Here is a 22,755-nt window from a genome sequence, read left to right as displayed (position 1 = left end):
AAACAAAAGGCCAACCAGATTGGTCGGCCTTTATATGCCGATTTACAGAATCAATCGACGGATGTCAGCCAGTGTCTGGCTCAGGGTATTGATGAATCGGGCACCATCGGCTCCGTCAATCACCCTGTGGTCATAGGACAGGGCCAGCGGCAGCATCAGGCGCGGCTGGAAGGCCTGCCCGTCCCACTTCGGCTTCATCTCGGAGCGGGACACGCCGAGGATGGCCACATCCGGCGCATTGACGATGGGGGTAAACTGGGTCCCACCGATGCCACCCAGGCTGGAGATGGTAAAGCAGCTGCCCTGCATGTCGGACGCTGTCAACTTGCCTTTACGGGCCTTGGCGGACAACTCCCCCAGGTCCCGGGACAACTCATTGATGCCCTTGGTGTTGACGTCACGAACCACAGGCACAACCAGACCGTTTGGCGTATCCACCGCCACACCGATGTGGATGTACTTCTTCATCACCAGGTGCTCACCGTCGGCCGACAGAGAGCTGTTGAACTTGGGATGCAGCTCCAGCGCCCGGGCCACCGCTTTGAGGATAAACACCAGCGGTGTCAGCTTAACGCCGTCCTCCAGCTTGGCCGCCAACTGGTTCTGCTGCTTGCGGAACGCTTCCTGATCGGTGATGTCCGCTTCATCAAACTGGGTCACATGGGGAACGGTGACCCAGTTACGATGCAGGTTCGGACCGGAGATCTTCTGGATTCGGGTCAGAGGCACCTGCTCCACTTCACCAAACTTGGCGAAATCGACCTTCGGCGGCTCAATCACCTGCAAGCCGTTACCGGCACCGGTACTGGTGGCAGCGCTGGCCTTAGGACGGGACAGCTCGTACTTGACGTAGGCCTGCACATCCTCTTTGACGATGCGATTCTTGCGGCCGCTGCCTTTCACCTTAGTCAGGTCGACGCCAAACTCATTGGCCAGACGACGTACCGCCGGTGAGGCGTACACGGCGCCGGTACTCTTTGGCGCGGCCGCTGAGGGATGATGAGGCACCGGAGGGGCGCTGGGCTTGGGCGCCGACGTGGCCAGGGCCGGGGTCTCAACCGGGGCCGCCGCTACGGGCGCCTCAACGACCGCTTCCTCGGCGGCGACGGTTTCCAGTACCGCCACCAGGCCCCCTTCGCCAATCTTGTCACCCACAGCCACTTTCAGCTCTTTAACCACGCCACCGAAGGGGGCGGGCACTTCCATAGTGGCCTTGTCGGTTTCCAGGGTAATCAGCCCCTGCTCCGCTTCGACGGTATCACCGACGGCGACCAGCACCTCGATGATGTCCACCTCACCGGATTCACCGATGTCGGGCACCTGAACCTGTTGCAGGCTGGGGGTACCAGCCGCGACGGGGGCCGGGGCGGCTTCGGTCTCGGCCACCGGTGCTTCGGCCACCGGGGCAACCTCGGCGGGCGCCTCAACCGGTGCTTCGGTCGATGTTTCGGCACCCGCCACTTCGACCAGGGCGATCAAGTCGCCCTCGGACACCTTGTCACCGACGGCCACTTTCAACTCAACCACGGTACCGGCGTCCTCACTGGGCACATCCATGGTGGCCTTGTCGGTCTCCACGGTGATCAGTGAACCTTCGGCTTCCACGGCGTCGCCAGCGGCGACGCACAGCTCGATGATCTCTACCGCATCGCCACCGACGTCAGGCAGGCGGATCTCTTTAATTTGTGACATCTTACTTAATCCCTATCAGGCCCACAGCGGGTTCTGTTTGTCGGTATCGATACCGTATTGCTCGATGGTATCGGTCAGGACCTTCACCGGCAGTTCACCGCGGTCTACCAGAGACTTCAGTGAGGCCAGCACGATCCAGCGGGAATCCACTTCGAAGTGGTGACGCAGGTTGGAGCGACTGTCGGAACGGCCAAAGCCGTCGGTGCCGAGCACGCTGTAATCCGACGGTACCCAGGCGCGAACCTGATCGGCGTAAGACTTCATGTAATCGGTCGCGGCGACCACAGGCGCATCGGCAGACAAGACTGTGCTGATGTACGCTTGCTGTGGCTTGGCGGTGGGGTTCAGCAGGTTGACCCGGTCAGCGGCCTGACCGTCACGGGTCAGTTCGTTGAAGCTGGTCACACTGAACACATCCACATCGATGCCGTAGTCTTTGGCCAGGGCCTCGGCGGCTTTGCGCACCTGCTGCAGGATCGAACCACAGCCCAGCAACTGCACCTTGCCTTTGCCGGAACCCTTGAGGGTATCCAGCTTGTAGATGCCTTTGATGATGCCCTCTTCCACCCCTTCCGGCATGGCAGGCTGCTCGTAGTTCTCATTGAGGGTGGTCAGGTAGTAGAAGATATCTTCCTGAGCTTCACCGTACATCCGTTCCAGGCCGTTATGGACAATCACCGCCACTTCGTAGCCGTAGGTCGGATCATAGGTGATGCAGCTTGGAATGGTGTTGGCCTGAATGTGGCTGTGACCATCCTGATGCTGCAGGCCTTCGCCGTTCAATGTGGTTCGACCGGAGGTACCGCCGACCAGGAAACCACGGGCACGCTGGTCACCGGCCGCCCAGGCCATGTCACCGATGCGCTGGAAGCCAAACATCGAGTAGTAGATGTAGAAAGGAATGGTCGGCGCATCGTTGGTGGAGTAGCTGGTGGCCGCTGCCACCCAGGAACTCATGGCACCCAGTTCATTGATGCCTTCCTGCAGCACCTGACCTTTCTTGTCTTCGCGGTAGTACGCCACCTGGTCTTTATCCTGGGGGGTGTACTTCTGGCCTTCGTGGGCGTAGATGCCCACCTGGCGGAACAGGCCTTCCATACCAAAGGTACGGGCCTCGTCCGGAATGATTGGCACCACACGTTTACCGATCTGCTTGTCCTTCAACAGCGCAGTCAGGACTCGAACGAAGGCCATGGTAGTGGAGATTTCACGACCATTGGATCCCTTGAGCACGGCATCGAAAGCTTTCAGAGGCGGCGTCACCAGCTCTTCGGAGAACTTGGAGCTGCGGGCCGGCATATAGCCTTTCAGCGCTTCACGGCGCTCACGCAGATACTGCACCTCGGGGGAGTCTTCACCCGGGTGGTAGTAAGGGATGTCTTCCAGCTGATCGTCGCTCAACGGAATGTTGAAGCGGTCACGGAAGTGCTTCAGCGCATCCATGTCCATCTTCTTCACGCCGTGGGCGATGTTCTTGCCTTCACCGGCATCACCCATGCCATAACCCTTAACGGTCTTGGCCAGGATTACCGTTGGACGACCTTTGGTTTCATTGGCTTTCTTCAGGGCCGCGTACACCTTGACCGGATCATGGCCACCACGGTTCAGGCGCCAGATGTCGCTGTCGGACATGTTGGCCACCATCTCGGCGGTCTCCGGATACTTACCGAAGAAGTGTTCACGGGTGTAGGCGCCACCCTTGGCTTTGCAGTTCTGGTACTCGCCGTCGACGGTCTCTTCCATCAACTGCAGCAGCTTGCCGGAGGTGTCCTGAGCCATCAGGGGATCCCAGTAGCGGCCCCAGATCACCTTGATCACTTCCCAGCCGGCGCCGCGGAATTCGCCTTCCAGCTCCTGGATGATCTTGCCGTTACCGCGAACCGGACCGTCGAGGCGCTGCAGGTTACAGTTCACGATGAAGATCAGGTTATCCAGCTCTTCGCGGGATGCCAGGCCGATGGCCCCCAAGGCTTCCGGCTCATCCACTTCACCGTCGCCGAGGAAGCAGTACACCTTCTGCTCGGAGCAATCTTTAATGCCACGGTCGGTGAGGTATTTCAGGTAACGGGCCTGATAGATGGCCGCGATGGGACCCAGTCCCATGGACACGGTCGGGAACTGCCAGTAATCCGGCATCAGGCGCGGATGGGGATAAGAGGAGATGCCTTTGCCGTCCACTTCCTGACGGAAGTTATCCAGCTGCTCTTCACTCAGGCGGCCTTCCAGGAAGGAGCGAGAGTAGATGCCCGGCGCAATGTGCCCCTGGAAGTAAACCAGGTCGCCACCGTCCTTGTCGTTCGGGGCGCGGAAGAAGTGGTTGAAACACACGTCATACAGAGTGGCACTGGAGGCAAAACTGGAGATGTGTCCGCCCAGCTCCAGATCTTTCTTGGAGGCTCGCAGCACCATCGCCAGGGCATTCCAGCGAATGATGGCACGGATGCGATGTTCCAGCTCCTGATTACCCGGCATTTGCGGCTCGTGGCCCACCGGGATGGTATTGACGTAAGCCGTGGTGGCTTTGTAGGGCAGGTGGCCGCCGCTGCGACGGGCTTTGTCGATCATCTGCTCCAGCAGATAATGGGCACGTTCCGGGCCTTCTTGCTCCAAGACCGCGGCCAGGGCGCCCAGCCATTCCTGTGTTTCTTGCGGATCCACGTCGTGTGGCATCATTTCCGGCATCACAATGTTCCTCTTTCCATCGTTGCTTGTGATGGGGCAGCCCAGAGGATCTGGACTGCCTTTACTCGCATTCTGCTAGTAGTCGTTTCGCAAGCGTCGCAAACTCCGCTGCTGACGACTGTCCTCCTGGCGCACTTCGATAGTGACTTCTTCGATGTAGGCCAGATGTTCGTTGGACGCTCTGCGTGCCACTTCGGGCTCGCGATTCAGGATCGCTTTTAACAGGGCTTCCCGATGCAGGTTGGCGTAGTGTGCTGAGCCCTCACGGCGATAAAGAAGCTCAAGGTTTTCAGCAACATTACGCTCTAGCAGTGGCGAAAGACTCAATACAACGTGCAACATTGCCACGTTGTGAGAGGCCTCGGCCACCGCCCGGTAGAAGTCCACGATGGCCGTCGCTTCAAGCTCCAGCTGACCTTGAACTTCATTAAGACGATCAATTCGCTGTTTCAGTATTGCACGGTCCGAATCCGTTCCCCGCAATGCTGCATAATAGGCCATCATACCTTCGGTTGCGTGACGGAACTCCAGTAAGTCGTACTGTGTCTCTGGATTGTCTGCCAGCAATTCAATCAGGGGATCGGCCAGGCTTTTCCACAGCTGATCCTGCACATAGGTGCCGCCTCCCTGGCGCCGGTTGAGTAGGCCTTTAACCTCCAGCTTCTGAATCGCCTCACGCAGTGATGGTCGAGACACTTCAAACTGTTGCGCCAGCTCACGTTCCGGCGGCAGTTTCTGCCCCGGTTTCAGGCTGCCCTCTAAAATCATCTTTTCCAGTTGGTTTACGATGACGTCAGACAGCTTAGGCTGGCTAATTTTTTGGTAGGCCATGGTCGGATAACTTCCCAGTCTGTTAATGGTTTGTCAATTGGTATGACCATTAATAGTGCGAACGGAAATGTACCAGATCACACTCTTTAATGGCAACCACTTTGATTGATATCACACATTGCAATTAAAAGATCGACCCGATCGACAAAACCGAACAGGGACTTATCACAATGGTATGACCACTTTACATAGCAACGATATCAAAAGAATCAATGAATAAGATTCTGGCAAGCAACGAGGATTGCTGCCACATTAGATCATCCGACCTTTGAGAGACAGATCAATCGACCAGCTCGCAAAACCGACAATTAAACTTAGTTTTATTGCTATCGACCCTGAACACCCCCTAAAGCTGCCGTTTTTTTAGGCGGCACTGCTCTGGGACCAAGGGCTTTTGTGCGCTGGCTCACCCGCGCCAGGGCGCAAAAAGTGAATTCCGACCTGTGGCAGGCGATTTCGGACAGTCCCGATAGCGTCATTGGTGAGAAAAACGACCACCTTAATTCAAGGCGACCCGGCCAGGGGGGAGATAAAACGACCGGCAGGAGGAGAACCGCCGGTCGAACACCGGCGACGTTAGCTTAATTAAGGAAGCCAAAGATGGTCAGCAGGGAGACCACTATCAACAACAGGGTGACATTGCGCTTAGCCAGCTTCAGCAGAGACAGGGTCGACTGAACGCACACCGGTGCCGCGGTTTCCAGCGGAATCTCCTCGGCCACCAGCGCCACTTCGGTGATCAGCTCACGGGCCGGCACCGTCGGCCGGAAGGCCAGTGACAACCACACCGACAGGGCGCGACTGAAATGGCCGGTAAGGGCAAAACCAAACGCCACGATACGGGCCGGCAGCCAATCCATCAGCGCCAGCAACGGCTTAACCAGCGGCCGGTGTAACTGAGCCCGCTCAAAATGGTCGTGATAGGCACGAACCGTGCAGTACAGGGTCGCCACCGCCGGTCCCAGCAACACAAAATAGAGCGCCACTGCCGCGTAGTAGCGGTAGTTCAGCCAGGCCGCCACCTGCCCCATCCGTTGCCCAAGCTCCTTCTCCGACACCGCGTCCATCGGCACCACGTCCACCTTGTCTGCGGTATGGAAGCAGGCCTGAACATCGCCCCGACACGCTGCCTGCAGGTACTCCTTAAAGCGCTCTCTCAACTCACTGTGGCCAAACAGTACTACCCCGACCAGCAGCCACAACGCCAGGTGCCAGAGCCCGTAGGCGGCGCCCTGAACTTCGTGGGCCAGCAATGCCACCAGGGCCGCCGGCAGCACCAGCACCAGCGCCATCCGCCACCAAGAGCGCAACTGCACGTCATTAAACACCGTTCGCTGATAGGCGCCAAATACCACGTTGAATTGCAACATGGGGGCAATCAGCTTTAAGCGCTCAAGGATCAGTACCACCAACAGGGAAAACAGTGCCATCTACATCGCCTTGTTCAGTTCAGTCAGAAAACGGGGCCAGTCAAATGCGGGGCCAGGATCGGTCTTTCGGCCGGGCGCAATGTCGCTGTGACCGACAATCCGGTCACGTGAGATTCGAGGGTAAGCATCTAATAAAGCGGCCGTTACTTCAACCAGGCTGGTGTATTGATCCTCACAATAGGGCAGATCATCGCTGCCTTCCATCTCGATGCCAATGGAAAAATCGTTGCAGCGGCTGCGCCCCGCCAGTTCACTGACACCGGCATGCCAGGCACGGCGGTCAAACGGGACATACTGCACCACACTGCCATCCCGTCGAATAAACAGGTGCGCCGACACCCGTAATCCCCGAACATCCGCCAGCACCGGCTGATCCACCTGAACACAACCCAGAAACAGCTGATCGACGTAACCGCTGCCGAACTGGCCGGGGCACAGGCTGATGTTGTGGATGACAATGGCATCGACGTCACACCCCAACGGGCGGGCGTCCTGAAACGGTGAAAAGCGGTGCTCGGCACCCAGCAGCCAGCGAAGGCCGGACTCCAGTTCAGTGTAATTGCTGTTGGCCTTTTGCATACAGAAACTTAATAATGATCCCATCGCCACTGTAACAGGTTGAAGATGGACAAGACACGCCCCACCAGCCCCTTTGGAAAGCCGATGCTGATTCTGGCCTGGTTGTCGCTGCTGGGCCTGCTGTACCTCTATTTCGACGACAAGTTGGAGCAGCAGTTCAATCCCAACCAGCAACCGGACGCCGTCGGCAGCGAACTGGTGCTGCAGCAAAACCAGCGCGGCCACTATGTGGTCAGTGGCCAGCTCAACCAGATGCCGGTGACCCTGATGCTGGACACCGGCGCCACTACCACCTCCATTCCGGCGCACCTGGCCGAATCGCTGGGGCTGCAGGCCGGCGCCCCGTTTCCGGTCAGCACCGCCAACGGCACCGTCACCGTTTACCGAACCCAAATAGAAACACTCAAAATCGGGGCGCTTACCTTGTATAATCTGGATGCCAGCCTTAACCCTGGCCAACACGACGACACCATTCTTCTGGGTATGAATGCCCTGAGGCATCTGGAATTGGTGCAACGTGGTCAAACGCTCACAATCAGGAAGTAACACACTATGCTGGAAAATGACATCCGTCTCGCCGTCGCCACCGCCCTGGCGGAAGATCTCGGCGGCCTCAGTGCCGAACAGGGCGACATCACCGCTCAACTGATCCCGGCGGATCGCTACAGCGAAGCCACCATCCTCTGCCGCGAGGAAGCGGTGTTCTGCGGCAAAGCCTGGGTCGAGCAGGTCTTCAACCAGCTGGGCGGCGACGTCGCGCTGCACTGGCATGTGGACGACGGCGATCTGGTGGTCGCCAATCAGGTACTGTGTGAACTGGCGGGCCCGGCCCGTACCCTGCTGACCGGCGAACGGGTGGCCTTGAACTTCGTCCAGACCCTGTCCGGCGTCGCCACCCTGGTCAACCAATACGCGCTCAAACTGGATGGCACCAACACCAAGCTGCTGGATACCCGCAAAACCCTGCCGGGACTGCGCACCGCCCAGAAGTACGCCGTTACCTGCGGCGGCGGCAAGAATCACCGCATCGGCCTGTTTGATGCCTTCCTGATCAAAGAGAACCACATCCACGCCTGCGGCGGCATCGCCGCCGCCATCAACGCCGCCCGCGCGCTGCACGCCGACAAGCCGGTGGAGGTTGAGGTGGAGAACCTCGACGAGCTTGGACAGGCCATCGACGGCGGGGCCGACATCATCATGCTGGACAACTTCGACCTGACCATGCAGATGCAAGCGGTCAAACTCAATGGCGGCCGGGCCAAGCTGGAAGTCAGCGGCAACGTCACCCTGGACACCATCGCCAGTTTTGCCCACACCGGCATCGACTACATCTCGGTCGGCGCCCTGACCAAACACGTGCGGGCGGTGGACCTGTCGATGCGATTCAAATAAAACGCCAAAAACGGCACCTCGGGGTGCCGTTTTTCTTTTCCTAAATCTCCCGCCTTTTCAGTCACAACCACCCAATTCACCTCGAAAAGCAGACTCAGGCGCCGGCTTTTGGCTTGTGTCACCCCCATCCTGTACTAGTTTTGATAGTGGAAGCCGCTCTGGGAAGGAGTTCCGGGGCGATGACAAGGACAGCCGTTTCTGGAAAGGAGTATCCTGATGAAAATCCGTCAACACGCCGGTGGTTTTACCCTGATCGAACTGATGATTGTGGTGGCCATCGTCGGCATTCTCGCCGCCATTGCCCTGCCCGCTTACCAGACCTACACCAAACGAGCCAAGTTCAGTGAAGTCATCTCGGCCACCGGCTCCATCAAGACCCAAATCGAGGTGTGCGTGCAAACCAACGGTACCACCGGCAACGCCGCCGCGGTGCACACCGCCTGCAGCGGTAAAGTCAGCATCGACGCCGACGGCAACGTCGCCGGCGCCGCCGGCGGTGCCAATGTCGCCTCGGTGACCTACACCGCCGCCGGCATCACTGCCACCGCCGTCGCCGGTGTCGACAGTGCCACCTACATCCTGACGCCCACGGCCAGCGCCGGTACCCTCTCCTGGGCCCAATCCGGCACCTGCGTCGCCGCCGGTCTGTGCTGATTCGGCAGGGGAGGCAGCACCTCCCCGCCTGCCATCATGGACGAATCTCTGTACCGCCGGGCGGTCGACTTCGGCACACCGCTGTTTGACATTCAGGCCCTCAACCCCGACAACCTGCCCGGTGAGCAGATCAGCGTGCGACTGGTGGAGCAGTATCGCTGCCTGCCCATCGGCAAGCGGGGACAACACCTGTTTGTGGCCACCAGCGACCCGGCCAACCTGACCGCGCTGGAGGATTTCGAGTTTAATACCGGCCACCACGTGATCCCCATCCTGGTCGCCGAAGAGCCTCTGGGCGCCTTTATCGACGGCTACCTGGAAAACGACTTCGATGCCCTGGAGCTGAGTGAACTGGATGAGCAGAACCTGGGCAGCATCGAAGTGGACGACGGCAGCGACGCCGCCGTTGACGATCCTGGCCCCTCCAAGGATGACGCCCCCATCGTCATCTACATCAACAAACTGCTCACCGATGCCATCAAGCGCGGTGCTTCGGATCTGCACTTTGAACCCTATGAAAAGGAGTACCGCATCCGCTTTCGCATCGACGGCGTGTTGCACCCCATCTCCAGCCCACCGGTGAACCTGGCCAGTCGCATCTCCGCCCGGCTGAAAGTGATGTCCAAACTGGACATCGCCGAGCGACGCCTGCCCCAGGACGGCCGGATCAAGCTGCGGCTGGGACGGAAAAAATCCATCGACTTTCGGGTCTCAACCCTGCCGACCCTGTTTGGGGAGAAGATCGTAATGCGGATACTCGATGGCTCGGCGGCACTGCTGAACATCGACGCCCTCGGCTACGAGCCGGATCAGAAAGCCCGCTTCTGCGACACCCTGGCCCGGCCCCAGGGGATGATTCTGGTCACCGGCCCTACCGGCTCGGGAAAAACCGTGTCTCTCTATACCGGTCTGAACATTCTCAACACCGCCCAACGCAACATCTCCACCGCCGAAGACCCGGTGGAGATCAACCTCAACGGCATCAACCAGGTACAGATAAACAACAAAGCCGGCCTCAGCTTTGCCACCGCACTGCGTGCCTTCCTGCGCCAGGATCCCGACGTGGTGATGGTCGGGGAGATTCGGGACCTCGAAACCGCCGAGATTGCCATTAAGGCAGCCCAGACCGGTCACCTGGTACTGTCGACCCTGCACACCAACTCCGCCGCCGAGACCCTGACCCGGCTGCAAAACATGGGGGTGGCCCCCTACAACATCGCCGCCTCGGTGTCGCTGATCATCGCCCAGCGCCTGTGTCGGCGCCTCTGTCCCCACTGCAAACAACCGGAATCCCTCCCGCAACAGGTCCTGACTCGGGAGGGGTTCAGTCGCGAACAGGTCGACGGCGGCCTGACCCTGTATCGGGCCGTCGGCTGTAGCCACTGCACCGGCGGGTTCAAAGGCCGACTGGGAGTATACGAACTGATGCCCATGAACCCCGCCCTGGCGGAACTGATCATGGCCGGTGGCACCTCCCTGGCCCTGCAGGCCCTGGCCCGCAAGCAGGGGATGGTGCCACTGAGAGAGTCGGGGCTGGCCAAGGTGGCCCAGGGGCTCACCAGCCTGGCAGAGATTAACCGCATCACCAGCTTCTAGGAGGCGCCATGTCCATCAGCAAGGCGGCACCGGCTGTGCAGCCGAAAATCATCGAATACCTGTGGCGAGGTGCCAACCGCGCCGGCCAGCGGACCAAGGGCGAGATTCGGGCCCACAGCCTGGAAGAAGCCCGGGGCCAGTTGCGGCGCCAGGGGATTCACGCCATCCGGCTGAAACGCAAGCCTCAGCCCCTGTTGAACCGCAACGCCAAGGTCAACGCCATGGACGTGGCGGTGATCACCCGCCAGATCGCCACCATGCTGCTGGCCGGAGTGCCGCTGGTGACCACTCTAAAGATGATCAGCCAGGGCCATGAGAAGGCCGGCATGCGCCAGTTGCTTGGTGAGGTACTGCTGCAGGTGGAAGCCGGCCTGCCCCTGTCCCAGGCATTGCGACCACACCGGCTGCACTTCGACGATTTGTACTGCGACCTGGTTCAGGCTGGCGAGCATTCCGGCGCCCTTGATCGGGTGTTCGACCGGATTGCCACTTACTGGGAGAAGGCCGAGGCACTGAAATCCAAGATCAAGAAGGCGATGTTTTACCCCACGGCGGTGATCGTGGTGGCGGTGATTGTCACCGTGATTCTGTTGCTGTTTGTGGTACCGCAGTTTGAAGAGATCTTTGCCAGCTTCAATGCCCGGCTGCCGGCGTTCACCCAGATGGTGATCGGCCTGTCGCGATTCCTGCAACACGCCTGGCCCTATTTCGTTGCTGGCCTGGTGGCGTCAGTATGGGGCTTTCTGGTCTGCCACCGCCGCTCCGCTCTCTTTCGCGATCGCATCGATGCGCTGCTGCTGACGCTGCCCCTGGTGGGGCCAATCCTGAATAAGGGCGCCATCGCACGCTTTGCCCGCACCCTGGCCACCACCTTTGCCGCCGGGGTGCCGCTGATTGAGGGCCTGGAGTCAGCCGGGGGCGCCAGCGGCAATGCGGTCTACCGCCGGGCCATCGCAGCCATCCGCGAGGAGGTGATTTCCGGCATGCAGATGAATATGGCGATGCGGGGCCAACGGCGCTTTCCCGATATGTTGGTGCAGATGGTGATGATTGGCGAGGAGTCCGGCGCACTGGATGAGATGCTGAATAAGATTGCCACCATCTATGAAATGCAGGTGGACGATGCCGTCGACGGCCTCTCTAGCCTGATCGAACCCCTGCTGATGGTGGTCATTGGCACCTTAGTGGGCGGTTTAGTTGTGGCAATGTATCTTCCGATCTTCCAATTAGGTAGCGTGGTCGGCTAGGATCTCCCTAGTTAACTCATTCAGCTGAATAGATAAATGGATTACTGGATTCCTCTACTGCAACAGCAGCCCTGGCTTTTTGTGGCTGGTACCGCCCTGCTGGGTTTGATCATCGGCAGCTTTTTGAACGTGGTGATCCATCGCTTACCGCTGATCATGGACCGCGACTGGCGCCAGGAGTGTCAGGAGTATTGCCAACAGCCGGTGACCATGCCGGATCTGCCCAGCCCCTTTAATCTGGCGGTGCCCCGCTCCCGCTGCGGCCATTGCCAGACCCCGATTCCAGCCCGGCATAACATTCCGGTGCTGAGCTTCCTGCTGCTCAAGGGCCGCTGCCATCACTGTCGGGGCCCCATCGGCTGGCGCTACCCCATGGTGGAGCTGTTGACCGGCATCCTGTCCGCCACCCTGGCCTGGCATTTCGGCCCCAGCCTGACCTTCCTGGCCCTCTGGCTGCTGACTCTGGGGCTGATCGCCCTGGCGTTCATCGATGCCGATACCATGCTGCTGCCGGATCAAATCACCCTGCCGCTGCTGTGGGCCGGACTGCTGTTTAACCTCTACGGCGGGCTGGTGCCGCTGGAAGCAGCGGTGATCGGTGCCGCTTTTGGCTACCTGAGCCTGTGGAGTGTGTTCCAGGGGTTTAAGCTGCTGACCGGCAAAGAGGGGATGGGCTACGGCGACTTCAAGCTGTTGGCGCTGTTTGGCGCCTGGCTGGGCTGGCAACCGCTGCTGCTGATCATTTTGCTCTCCTCCGTCCTCGGCGCGATCTTCGGCCTCGGACAGATGGCGCTGGGCAAGCTCAATCGTGACCACCCCATGCCCTTTGGCCCCTGGATCATCATCGCCGGCTGGGTGGCGATCCTGTGGGGCAACGACATTATCCGCTGGTACCTGAATCGGATGCTGGGCCTGTGAGTGCCCTGCTGATCGGCCTCACCGGCGGCATCGGTTCCGGCAAAACCACCGTGGCCAACCTGTTTGCCGATCGCGGCATTGAGCTTATCGATGCCGACCTCATCGCCCGCGAGGTGGTCGCCCCCGGCAGCGACGGCCTGGCGGCCATCGTCGACCATTTCGGCTCCGGAGTACTCGACGAAGAGGGTCAGTTGGATCGCGCCGCCCTGAGACAGCGGGTGTTTCACGACGATCAGGAACTGGCCTGGCTCAACGCCCTGATCCATCCGCTGGTTCGCACCACCATGGTCGAGCGCGGCCGACAGGCCAGGTCGGCCTACGCCCTGCTGGTGATCCCGCTGCTGATCGAAAACGGCCTGCAGTCACTGGTGGAGCGGGTGGTGGTGGTGGATCTGCCGGAAACGGAACAGATTCGCCGCACCATGGCCCGGGATGACAACAGCCGCAGCCTGGTGGAAAACATCATGGCAAACCAGGCCAGTCGCCAGCAACGGTTGGACGGTGCCGATGATCGCATTGACAACAGCGGCGATCTGGCCGACCTTACTCAACAGGTCGACACCCTGCACCAACAGTATCTAACCCTAGCCAGGAACCATGACTCAGACAACGGTATTTGAACACCCGCTCAACGAACGCACTCGACTGTACCTGCGGGTAGAGCAGCTCCATCAGGCTTTATCCGACGCCCACAGCGGCGATCAGGCCAGCAGCCATCGCGGCTTCTTTCGCACCCTGTTTGAGTTGTGTGAGGTGCTGGAGCGGACGGATCTGAAAAGTGATCTGGGCAAGCAGCTGGATCACAGCCTGACCCTGGTCAAACAGTGGCAGAGCCAGGCCGGAGTGGATCAGCAACAACTGCGCGCCCTGGTCAGTACCCTAGAGGGACAAAGCCAGGCACTGCAACAGATGGAGCGGCCGGGCCAGAACATCAAGCAAGATAAGTTCCTCAGCCAGATTCGGCAGCGAATCAGCCTGGCAGGCGGCGCCTGTGGCTTCGATCTGCCACGGCTACAATACTGGCTGCACCTGCCAAAAGAGACCCGGCTGGCACAGATGCAGCAGTGGACCGCCACTCTGGCACCGGTACTGGACGCCATTGAGCTACAGCTGCAACTGATTCGGGAGTGCAGCCCGTGGCAAAACAAGGTGGCGGTACAGGGGCAATTTCTCCATAATGCGCCCCAGCCCCTGGCACTGCTGAGGCTGCGCCTGGACAATCACTACGGGTGCTACCCCATCATCAGCGGTCATAGGAATCGATTCAGCATCAATATGATGCACTATGAGCAGGGCAACGCCGATGTGCGTAACATCCCCTTTATGATGTCACTGTCGATGGAGAGCCCATGACCTTAGAAGTACAATGCCCGACCTGCAGCGCCAAGGTCACCTGGGACAACGAACACCCATTCAAACCATTTTGCAGCGAGCGCTGCAAGTTGATCGATCTCGGTGACTGGGCCGACGAGAAACACGCCATCCCGGCGGATCCGGAACTGCCGGACGATCTGGGCTACGACGAAGGCGATTTCTTTAAACAGCCGGACTGAACCGGCCCTAAAGCCGGTCGATAACCGATTGGTTGGCGTCGGGGAACGGCAACTGCTTTAACTCCGCCACGCTGGCCCAACGCAGCGGCTGTCCCTCGCGGGCAACCGCCTGCCCCCTGACCCGGATGACCCGAAAGAAGTGCAGCTCCAGGGTGCGGTCGGAAAACGCAAACACCTTACGCTCCATCAGCTCGGCGTCGTCGACCTCCAGGCCAACCTCCTCCTGCAGCTCCCGGTTCAGCCCCTGTAACGGGGTCTCTCCGGCCTCCAGTTTGCCGCCAGGAAACTCCCACTTGCCTGCCAGGTGCTGCTTGCCCTGGCGCAGGCTGATCAAATACTGGTTACGGTCATTGGCCACCAGGCCGATAACGATCTTCTGAATCTCCATGACCCTTCCTTTCGTCAAAAAAAATGCCAGTCCGAAGACTGGCATTCTTTGTACCAGGGCAGTTACGCCAACTTACCGTGGCACTGTTTGTATTTCTTACCTGAGCCACATGGGCACGGCTCGTTACGGCCCACCTTAGGCTGCTGTGGCTGCTCCTGCTCACCGGCACCGGAGTAGTTGCGCTGAGCCGCCAGAGCCTCTTCCTGCTCACGGCGCTTGGCTTCCATCTCGTCCACCTCCGATTGGGTCTGCACCCGCACCTTGGACAGCACGGCAATGACGTCGTGCTTCAGGGACTCCAGCATGTTCTCGAACAGTTCGAACGATTCACGCTTGTATTCCTGCTTAGGGTTCTTCTGAGCGTAACCGCGCAGATGGATACCCTGACGCAGGTGATCCATGGCCGCCAGATGCTCCTTCCACAGATTGTCCAGGGTCTGCAGCATGATCGCCTTTTCAAACTGGCGCAGTACCGGCTCACCGACAAATTGCTCTTTCTCTTTGTAAGCGGCGCTCCAGGCTTCGATGATCCGCTCACGCAGCGTCTCTTCATGCAGGTCATCATCCTCCTGCAGCCAGGCACTGATGGGCAGTTGCAGGGCGAATTCGGAGTTCAGGCGCTCTTCCAGCCCGGGAACGTCCCACATCTCTTCCAGAGACTGCGGTGGAATGTAGCTGTTGATAACGTTGCTGAGCACGTCCTCACGAATCACTTCGATGGTTTCGGCGATGCTGTCGCTTTCGATCAGCTCGTTACGCTGGGCGTACACCACTTTCCGCTGATCGTTAGCCACATCATCGAACTCCAGCAACTGCTTACGGATATCGAAGTTACGCGCTTCCACCTTACGCTGGGCGCCTTCGATGGAACGGGTCACCCAGGGATGCTCGATCGCTTCGCCCTTCTCCATACCCAGCTTCTTCATCAGGCCGGAGACCCGATCAGAGGCAAAGATGCGCATCAGCGAATCTTCCATGGACAGGTAGAAACGGGAGGAGCCGGCATCACCCTGACGACCGGAACGACCACGCAACTGGTTGTCGATACGACGGGATTCGTGACGCTCGGTACCGATGATGTGCAAACCACCGGCTTCCAGTACCGCGTCATGACGCAGCTGCCAGTCGGCCTTCTTCTCGGTAATTTTCTGTTCGCTGGCGCCATCGGCGGTCAGTTTGTCCAGTTCCGCCTGCCAGCTGCCACCGAGCACGATGTCGGTACCACGACCGGCCATGTTGGTGGCGATGGTCACGGCGCCGGAACGGCCGGCGTCGGCCACGATTTGCGCTTCCTGTTCGTGGAACTTGGCGTTCAGTACGTTGTGCTTGATCTTGGCCTTACGCAGGGCGTTGGACAGCAGCTCTGACGCTTCAATGGAGATGGTGCCCACCAGCGCCGGCTGGCCGCGCTCCTGGCAATCCTTGATGTCGGCAATGATGGCCTCAAACTTCTCCGCTTCGGTCAGGTACACCTGATCCGGGCGATCGTCACGAACCATAGGACGGTTGGTCGGCACCACCACGGTATCCAGGTTGTAGATGTGCTGGAATTCGAACGCTTCGGTGTCGGCGGTACCGGTCATGCCACCCAGCTTGTCGTACAGACGGAAGTAGTTCTGGAAGGTGATGGACGCCAGGGTCTGGTTTTCATTCTGAATCTTGACGTTTTCCTTGGCTTCCACCGCCTGGTGCAAACCTTCGGACCAGCGACGACCGGGCATGGTACGGCCGGTGTGCTCGTCGACGATGACGATCTCGCCATCCTGAATGATGTAGTCGACGTCTTTTTCAAACAGGGTGTGCGCCCGCAGGGCGGCATTGACGTGGTGCAGCAACGAGATGTTGGCGGCGCTGTAGAGGGAATCCCCCTCAGGCAGCATGCCAATCTGCATCAGCAACTGCTCCACCTTCTCCTGGCCCCGCTCGGTCAGGTGAACCTGCTTGCCCTTCTCATCGATGGTGTAGTCACCCTCGCCGGTGTACTCCTCGGTGTCTTCCTGATCCTGACGGGTCAGTTTCGGAATGAGGGTATCGACCTTGATGTAGGCTTCGGAGCTGTCTTCGGCAGCGCCGGAGATGATCAGCGGGGTACGGGCCTCATCGATCAGGATGGAATCCACTTCATCGATAATGGCGTAAAACAGCGGACGCTGAACCCGTTCAGGGGCAGAGAAGGCCATGTTGTCACGCAGGTAGTCAAAACCAAACTCATTGTTGGTTCCGTAAGTGATGTCGGCAGCGTAGGCTTCTTTCTTCTGCTGCGGGCCCATGCCAGGCACGTTGATGCCCACGCTCATGCCCAGGAATTCAAACAGTGGACGGTTCCACTCCGCATCCCGGGTAGCCAGGTAGTCGTTGACGGTAATGACGTGAACGCCTTTGTCGGTCAGGGCATTCAGGTAAGCCGGCAGGGTCGCAGTCAGGGTTTTACCTTCACCGGTACGCATCTCGGCGATGCGGCCGGACTGCAGCACCATGCCGCCCATCAGCTGGACGTCGAAGTGACGCATGCCAAACACGCGCTTGGACGCTTCACGGACCACGGCAAAGGCTTCCGGAAGGATGTCATCCAGGCTGGCGCCATCGGCCACCCTTTTCTTAAACTCCTCGGTTTTCTGCTTGAGCTGCTCATCGCTCAGCGCTTCGAATTCCGCTTCCAGTTGGTTGACCTGTTCGGCAACCTTGCGCAGCTGCTTCAGAGTCCGTTCGTTCTTACTACCAAAAATTTTGGTGAGGAGTTGTGCAAACATCGTTTTAATTCACTTTTGACTTACGCTTAGGCTGGCAGAGCCAGAGTTCAGCGTGGTTACCATTCAAGTTCCACTAGCTGCGGGGCTTACGATACACGTATTTGTTCGGGTCTACTTGCCGATCATTGCGCAACACTTCGTAGTGTACATGGGGTCCGGTAGATCGGCCGGTATTGCCCAGTTCGGCGACCACATCACCTTTACTGACCACCTGGCCTGCCTTGACCAAAAGCGACTTATTATGACCATATCGGGTTTTCAAACCGTTACCATGATCAATCTCTACCAGATTGCCGTAGCCAAACATCTCGCCGGAGTAAGTCACCACTCCGGCGCCGGTAGCCACGACATCCCCACCCTCGGTTCCCGCAAAATCGATGCCTTTGTGCATCGCGGGCCGTCCGGTGAATGGATCATTGCGCATCCCATAATCGGAAGACTGCCAGCCCTTAGCGATAGGACGCCCGGACAAATAGCTGCTCAAATCGATATGGTGGTTGCGATCGACAGTTTCAAGTAGGCTCAGCTTTTCATCGGAACGTTGCAATCTCAGGGCGAGCTGCTCCATCTCCAGCAAAAGCTGTTTCAACTCGACGTCACCGAGTTGATCGGCGTTGGCTCCGCCAAGGCCTACTTCAGACGAAAAATCAAATTGTTCAGTTAATTCGGCCTTGTCGGCCAGGGTAATACCCAGGGATTCAAGCCGGTTCATCTGCGCTTGCATGCGGCCCAGGCGCAACGCCAGGGTCGCCAATTGGGTCTGGGTCAGCTGCTTGATCTCCTGCACCTGCTCCTGGTCTTCGGTCTGGCTCTTCTGCGCCTCCGCCACCTGGCGCAGGGCATCCTGGAGCTGATCATTGCTGACCTTCCACAGACCGACACCCGCCGCGACCAGGACCAGAGGCAGTAAAAACCACCCGGCTCCCGGTTGCCAGTGCCTGACACCGTGCTTTCCCTTAATAAAGACTGTTACACTCATAGAGTACTTATCTTTTGTTTATTGTCTTGGTATGAAATCAAAACCGACTGACCTTGCAGATCTCATGGGCCATAAGCTGGTCGACGTGCGCCAGCGGACCGACACTCTGCGAAGATTGCAGCAGGCGGTTACCCAATTAGTGGGTAACGAGCTCAATGGCCGCTATCGGGTTGCCAATGTGCGCAACGGCGTCGTCATTATCGAAACGGACTCCGCCGCCTGGGCCACCAGACTGCAATTTCAAAAAATGCAGCTGCTGCAACAACTCAGGCAACAAAACTTCCCAATGCTCACCACTATTGAGATCAAAGTCAACCCGGGGTTATCCAGGATCCAGCGCCCGGTTGCAAAAAACACCAATCAACTGAGCCAACAGGCCGCAGATCAGCTTCAGGAGCTGGCAAATTCAGTAGGCGGCAGCTTAGGAGAGAAACTAAAAAAACTGGCCGCCCATGGGGGCGGCCAGAAGAAATCATAATCGCATCAAGCGGTAACCGGAGCCAGGTAGTCCATCGGGACCTCCTGTGGCTTCTCGAAGCTCACCAGCTCCCAGCACTCCTGCTGCTCCAGTACGGCCCGAATCAACTGGTTGTTGAGGGCGTGGCCTGATTTGTACGCCGTGAACTCACCCAGGATGGCGTAGCCCCCCAGATACAGATCGCCAATGGCATCCAGAATCTTGTGCTTGACGAACTCATTGTCGACCCGCAGACCATCCGGGTTAAGGATGCGGAACTCATCCAGAACCACGGCATTCTCCATGCTGCCGCCCAGTGCCAGGTTGTTGGCACGCAGGTACTCGATGTCGCGCATAAACCCAAAGGTACGGGCGCGGCTCACCTGCTTAATGTACTCGGCAGAGGAGAAATCCATCACCATCTTCTGCTGGCTACGGGCGATCTCCGGGTGATCAAAGTCGATGGCGAAGTTGAGTTTAAAGCCATTGTAGGGGCGGAACTCGGCCCACTTGTCACCCTCTTCCACCCGAATCGGCTTGCGGATACGCAGATACTGTTTGGACGCAGGCTGCTCCACAAGACCGGCGGTCTGCAGAAGAAAGACAAATGGACTGGCGCTGCCATCCATAATCGGAATCTCAGGGGCATCCACCTCGATAACGGCGTTATCGACACCCAGGCCGGCCAGAGCCGACAGCAGGTGCTCAACGGTGGCGATGCGGTGACCCTGTTCATTCACCAGACCGGTACACAGAGTGGTTTCACGCACCAGACCTGCGGCAGCAGGAATCTCAACGGCGGGGCTCAGATCGGTACGACGAAACACAATCCCGGTGCCCACTGGGGCGGGATTGATGCTCATGGTTACCTTGTTACCGGAATGGAGACCCACACCAGTAGCCTGAACCGGGCGTTGCAGAGTGCGTTGTTTACTCATAGACGGTCCTGCTCTCGTATAAACTCAATTAAGGGCGCATATTCTACCAGAAAAAGTCCCTCAGGCCAAAATCTGGTCAGAGGAGACAATTTCCAGTGGCTTAATCCAACTGCTTACGCAGGAATGCCGGAATGTCCAGGTAGGCCCCTTTCTGAGGGTCCTGCGCCGGTGCGGCATTGCTTTGCGGGTTGGAGCTCGGTGCTGTCGGCTGCGGTGCTGCCGGCTCGCTGCTGACCGCCGGTTCTACCCGAATCGGCTGCATGGATACCGCCGGCTGCTCCAGATTCTGGGTCGGTGCCGGGGTTGCAACCGGCTGAGGTGGTGGCGTCGCCGCTTTCGGCGGTACCACGATCTGGATGTCCGGCTTCTTATCGGCACCGATGCCGGTAGCCACAACCGTGACTCGAATCTCGTCGCTCATCTCCGGCTCGATCACGGTACCCACTACAATGGTGGCGTTCTCGGAGGCGTAGGCACGAACGTGGTCACCGATGAGGGTGTACTCTTCGATGGACAGATCCATGCCACAGGTGATGTTCACCAATACGCCCTTGGCGCCGGTCAGATCGATGTCTTCCAGCAGCGGGCTGGAGACGGCCGCTTCCGCCGCCTCTTCGGCACGGTTTTCGCCGCGGGCCACACCGGTGCCCATCATGGCATTGCCCATTTCGGACATCACGGTTTTCACGTCGGCGAAATCGACGTTAATCAGACCGGTGCGGGTGATCAGTTCGGCAATCCCCTGCACCGCACCCAGCAATACATTGTTGGCAGCGCTGAACGCCTCCAGCAGGCTGGTCTTGGTACCGAGAACCTTCAGCAGCTTGTCATTGGGCACAGTGATCAGTGAATCTACGTGCTTGGACAGCTCTTGGATGCCCTGTTCGGCGTAGGCCGAGCGCTTCTTGCCTTCAAACACGAACGGCTTGGTCACCACTGCCACGGTGAGGATGCCCTCCTCCTTGGCCACTTCGGCTACCACCGGCGCCGCGCCGGTACCGGTGCCACCGCCCATGCCTGCCGCAATGAATACCATGTCGGATCCTTGCAGGGCTGCGCGGATGGACTCTTTGTCCTCCATGGCCGCTTCGTGGCCGATGGCCGGGTTGGCGCCTGCGCCCAGTCCCTTGGTGACATTCTTGCCCAGCTGAATCGTGGTGCCCGCCGAGGACTTGCGCAGTGCCTGCGAGTCCGTGTTGGCCACGATAAACTGAGCTCCTTCGATGGTCTGTTCGACCATGTGTTCGATGGCATTACCGCCACCGCCACCTACACCGATCACTTTAATGACGGCATCTTCGGTGTGCGCATCCACAACCTCAAACATACATATCTCTCCGTTTAGCCTGCGTCCAAATTGTTCTATCGACCCTGCGGCCGCCGCATCATGCAGACAGGAGCGCTATCCTACCCTGTCCCGCTGCCATCGACCGCTAAAATTCACCCTTAAACCAGCCTTGGATTCGATCCAGAAAGCTGGTGACTCCGTTGCCGGTTTCCCGCTCGCGTTCGCGATCGCGGATTCTTTCGGCGCCAAAGTACAGCAAGCCAACGGGTGTTGCAAAGCTTGGCTCACTGACATATTCATTTAACCCTTTGGATTCCGTAGGGATAGCCACCCTGACCGGCATGCCAAAGCACTCCTCTGCCACTTCGACGGCGCCGTCGATGGCAGAGGTCCCTCCGGTGAGAATGATCCCCGCCGCCACCTGCTCTTCAAAGCCGCTGCTGCGGAGCTCCTCCTGCACCAGCTCAAAGATCTCCTGGTAACGGGGCTCCACCACCTCCGCCAAGGTATGGCGGGACATGGTCCGCGACGGCCGGCCACCGACAGAGTGAACGTCGATGCTCTCCTCCTGGCTGACCAGCGCGCTGCGGGCACAGGCGTACTGCACCTTTATCTGCTCGGCATGCGCCAGCGGCGTACGGAAAATCTTGGCGATGTCGTTGGTGACCTGATTGCCGGCCACCGGAATCACGGCACAGTGACGCAGGGCGCCATTGGTGTAGATGGCGATGTCGGTGGTACCGCCACCGATGTCCACCAGGCAGGCGCCGAGGTCTTTCTCGTCCTGGGTCAGCACCGCATCGGCGGAAGCCAGGGCAGAGAACACCAGGTCCTCCACCTGAATGCCACAACGCTCCACACACTTGATGATGTTCTTGGCCCAGTCGTTGGAACAGGTGACGATGTGCACGTCGACCTGCATCCGCATGCCGGAGATGCCCACCGGGCTGCGAATCCCCTCCTGCTCATCGATGCTGAACTCCTGGGGCAGCACGTGCAAGATTCGACGCTCGGTGGGAATCTTCACCGAGCGGGCGGTGTGGATGGCGTGGTCGACGTCATCCTGGGTGACCTCATCGTCGTCGATAGAGACCATCCCCTTTTCATTCTGGCTGTCTACGTGACGGCCGGAGATGCTCAGGAACACCGAGCTGACCTGACAATCGGCCATCATCTCCGCCTGACCAATGGCGTTTTTGATGCTGCGTGACACCGAATCAAGATCGTTGACGCCACCCTTGTCCATGCCGCGGGAAGGCTGGCTGCCCAGGCCGACAATGCTGATGACCCCATCGGGCATCAGCTCACCAATGATCGCCACCACTTTAGAGGTGCCAATATCCAGCCCGACGATGAGGTTACGTTCCTGACTCTTAGTCAT

Annotated in this window: 20 protein-coding genes and 1 pseudogene; 10 read left to right on the top strand and 11 right to left on the bottom strand. The window is 59.0% G+C overall.

All coding sequences use genetic code 11. From position 1 onward, the window contains the following. Positions 1–42: 42 nt before the first annotated feature. The 5 genes from aceF to ampD all read right to left on the bottom strand — a co-directional run bounded on the left by aceF (position 43) and on the right by ampD (position 7,214). Positions 43–1,692, bottom strand: a complete 1,650-nt coding sequence (gene aceF, locus BLT77_RS01870) for a dihydrolipoyllysine-residue acetyltransferase (protein WP_090361061.1) — start codon at positions 1,690–1,692, stop codon at positions 43–45. A gap of 15 nt (positions 1,693–1,707) precedes the next feature. Then, positions 1,708–4,374, bottom strand: a complete 2,667-nt coding sequence (gene aceE / locus BLT77_RS01865; protein WP_090361059.1) for a pyruvate dehydrogenase (acetyl-transferring), homodimeric type — start codon at positions 4,372–4,374, stop codon at positions 1,708–1,710. A 75-nt stretch (positions 4,375–4,449) separates the two neighbouring features. Beyond that, positions 4,450–5,205, bottom strand: a complete 756-nt coding sequence (gene pdhR / locus BLT77_RS01860) for a pyruvate dehydrogenase complex transcriptional repressor PdhR (RefSeq protein WP_028111535.1) — start codon at positions 5,203–5,205, stop codon at positions 4,450–4,452. A 581-nt stretch (positions 5,206–5,786) separates the two neighbouring features. After that, positions 5,787–6,635, bottom strand: a complete 849-nt coding sequence (gene ampE, locus BLT77_RS01855; protein WP_090361057.1) for a beta-lactamase regulator AmpE — start codon at positions 6,633–6,635, stop codon at positions 5,787–5,789. Then, positions 6,636–7,214 (bottom strand): 1,6-anhydro-N-acetylmuramyl-L-alanine amidase AmpD, encoded by a 579-nt coding sequence (gene ampD / locus BLT77_RS01850; RefSeq protein ID WP_090361054.1) that lies wholly within the window; start codon positions 7,212–7,214, stop codon positions 6,636–6,638. It lies immediately after the preceding gene. Positions 7,215–7,259: 45 nt separating this feature from the next. Between ampD and BLT77_RS01845 the strand changes: the two genes are divergently transcribed. The 9 genes and pseudogenes from BLT77_RS01845 to yacG all read left to right on the top strand — a co-directional run bounded on the left by BLT77_RS01845 (position 7,260) and on the right by yacG (position 14,574). Beyond that, complete coding sequence (locus BLT77_RS01845; RefSeq protein WP_090361051.1) at positions 7,260–7,760, top strand: retropepsin-like aspartic protease family protein; 501 nt, start codon at positions 7,260–7,262, stop codon at positions 7,758–7,760. A 6-nt stretch (positions 7,761–7,766) separates the two neighbouring features. Continuing rightward, complete coding sequence (gene nadC, locus BLT77_RS01840; protein WP_090361048.1) at positions 7,767–8,606, top strand: carboxylating nicotinate-nucleotide diphosphorylase; 840 nt, start codon at positions 7,767–7,769, stop codon at positions 8,604–8,606. Positions 8,607–8,822: 216 nt separating this feature from the next. Then, positions 8,823–9,260: a pilin gene (locus BLT77_RS01835; protein ID WP_090361045.1), complete on the top strand. Its 438-nt coding sequence runs from the start codon at positions 8,823–8,825 to the stop codon at positions 9,258–9,260. A 66-nt stretch (positions 9,261–9,326) separates the two neighbouring features. Then, positions 9,327–10,856 (top strand): annotated as a pseudogene (gene pilB, locus BLT77_RS01830) (type IV-A pilus assembly ATPase PilB); the annotation flags it as partial. An 8-nt stretch (positions 10,857–10,864) separates the two neighbouring features. After that, a complete protein-coding gene (locus BLT77_RS01825; RefSeq protein ID WP_090361039.1) occupies positions 10,865–12,103 on the top strand; it encodes a type II secretion system F family protein in 1,239 nt (412 codons plus the stop codon). 36 nt (positions 12,104–12,139) lie between these two features. Next, complete coding sequence (locus BLT77_RS01820) at positions 12,140–13,021, top strand: prepilin peptidase (RefSeq protein WP_090361037.1); 882 nt, start codon at positions 12,140–12,142, stop codon at positions 13,019–13,021. Then, positions 13,018–13,641 (top strand): dephospho-CoA kinase, encoded by a 624-nt coding sequence (gene coaE, locus BLT77_RS01815; protein ID WP_090361035.1) that lies wholly within the window; start codon positions 13,018–13,020, stop codon positions 13,639–13,641. The genes BLT77_RS01820 and coaE overlap by 4 nt, the downstream gene beginning before the upstream one ends. Next, on the top strand, positions 13,619–14,374 hold the full coding sequence (locus BLT77_RS01810; RefSeq protein WP_090361032.1) for a cell division protein ZapD: 756 nt from the start codon (positions 13,619–13,621) through the stop codon (positions 14,372–14,374). Before coaE ends, BLT77_RS01810 begins: the two co-directional genes overlap by 23 nt. Beyond that, positions 14,371–14,574 (top strand): DNA gyrase inhibitor YacG, encoded by a 204-nt coding sequence (gene yacG, locus BLT77_RS01805; protein WP_090361029.1) that lies wholly within the window; start codon positions 14,371–14,373, stop codon positions 14,572–14,574. The genes BLT77_RS01810 and yacG overlap by 4 nt, the downstream gene beginning before the upstream one ends. A gap of 7 nt (positions 14,575–14,581) precedes the next feature. On the opposite strand, the gene mutT is transcribed toward yacG, so the two are convergent. From mutT to BLT77_RS01790, 3 genes are all read right to left on the bottom strand, one after another. Next, positions 14,582–14,962, bottom strand: coding sequence for an 8-oxo-dGTP diphosphatase MutT (mutT, locus tag BLT77_RS01800; protein ID WP_176819160.1), 381 nt, complete (start codon positions 14,960–14,962; stop codon positions 14,582–14,584). 62 nt (positions 14,963–15,024) lie between these two features. Next, the gene (secA, locus tag BLT77_RS01795) at positions 15,025–17,712 is read right to left on the bottom strand and encodes a preprotein translocase subunit SecA (protein ID WP_090361023.1); all 2,688 of its coding nucleotides are present in this window, start codon (positions 17,710–17,712) and stop codon (positions 15,025–15,027) included. Between the two features lie 73 nt (positions 17,713–17,785). Further along, positions 17,786–18,691 carry a M23 family metallopeptidase gene (locus BLT77_RS01790; RefSeq protein WP_090361020.1) on the bottom strand — a complete coding sequence of 302 codons (906 nt, stop codon included), beginning with the start codon at positions 18,689–18,691 and terminating at the stop codon, positions 17,786–17,788. 31 nt (positions 18,692–18,722) lie between these two features. Here BLT77_RS01790 and BLT77_RS01785 point away from each other — a divergent pair, with 31 nt between their 5' ends. Then, on the top strand, positions 18,723–19,169 hold the full coding sequence (locus tag BLT77_RS01785; RefSeq protein ID WP_090361017.1) for a DUF721 domain-containing protein: 447 nt from the start codon (positions 18,723–18,725) through the stop codon (positions 19,167–19,169). Positions 19,170–19,174: 5 nt separating this feature from the next. Here the strand turns inward: BLT77_RS01785 and lpxC are convergent, their stop codons facing one another. From lpxC to ftsA, 3 genes are all read right to left on the bottom strand, one after another. Next, positions 19,175–20,086 (bottom strand): UDP-3-O-acyl-N-acetylglucosamine deacetylase, encoded by a 912-nt coding sequence (gene lpxC / locus BLT77_RS01780; protein ID WP_090361014.1) that lies wholly within the window; start codon positions 20,084–20,086, stop codon positions 19,175–19,177. A 100-nt stretch (positions 20,087–20,186) separates the two neighbouring features. Continuing rightward, on the bottom strand, positions 20,187–21,413 hold the full coding sequence (ftsZ, locus tag BLT77_RS01775; protein WP_090361012.1) for a cell division protein FtsZ: 1,227 nt from the start codon (positions 21,411–21,413) through the stop codon (positions 20,187–20,189). Between the two features lie 106 nt (positions 21,414–21,519). Further along, a complete protein-coding gene (gene ftsA, locus BLT77_RS01770; RefSeq protein WP_090361008.1) occupies positions 21,520–22,755 on the bottom strand; it encodes a cell division protein FtsA in 1,236 nt (411 codons plus the stop codon).

This window comes from Ferrimonas sediminum (assembly GCF_900100175.1).
Lineage (GTDB): Bacteria > Pseudomonadota > Gammaproteobacteria > Enterobacterales > Shewanellaceae > Ferrimonas > Ferrimonas sediminum.
This window is presented reverse-complemented; position numbering and strand designations above follow the sequence as displayed.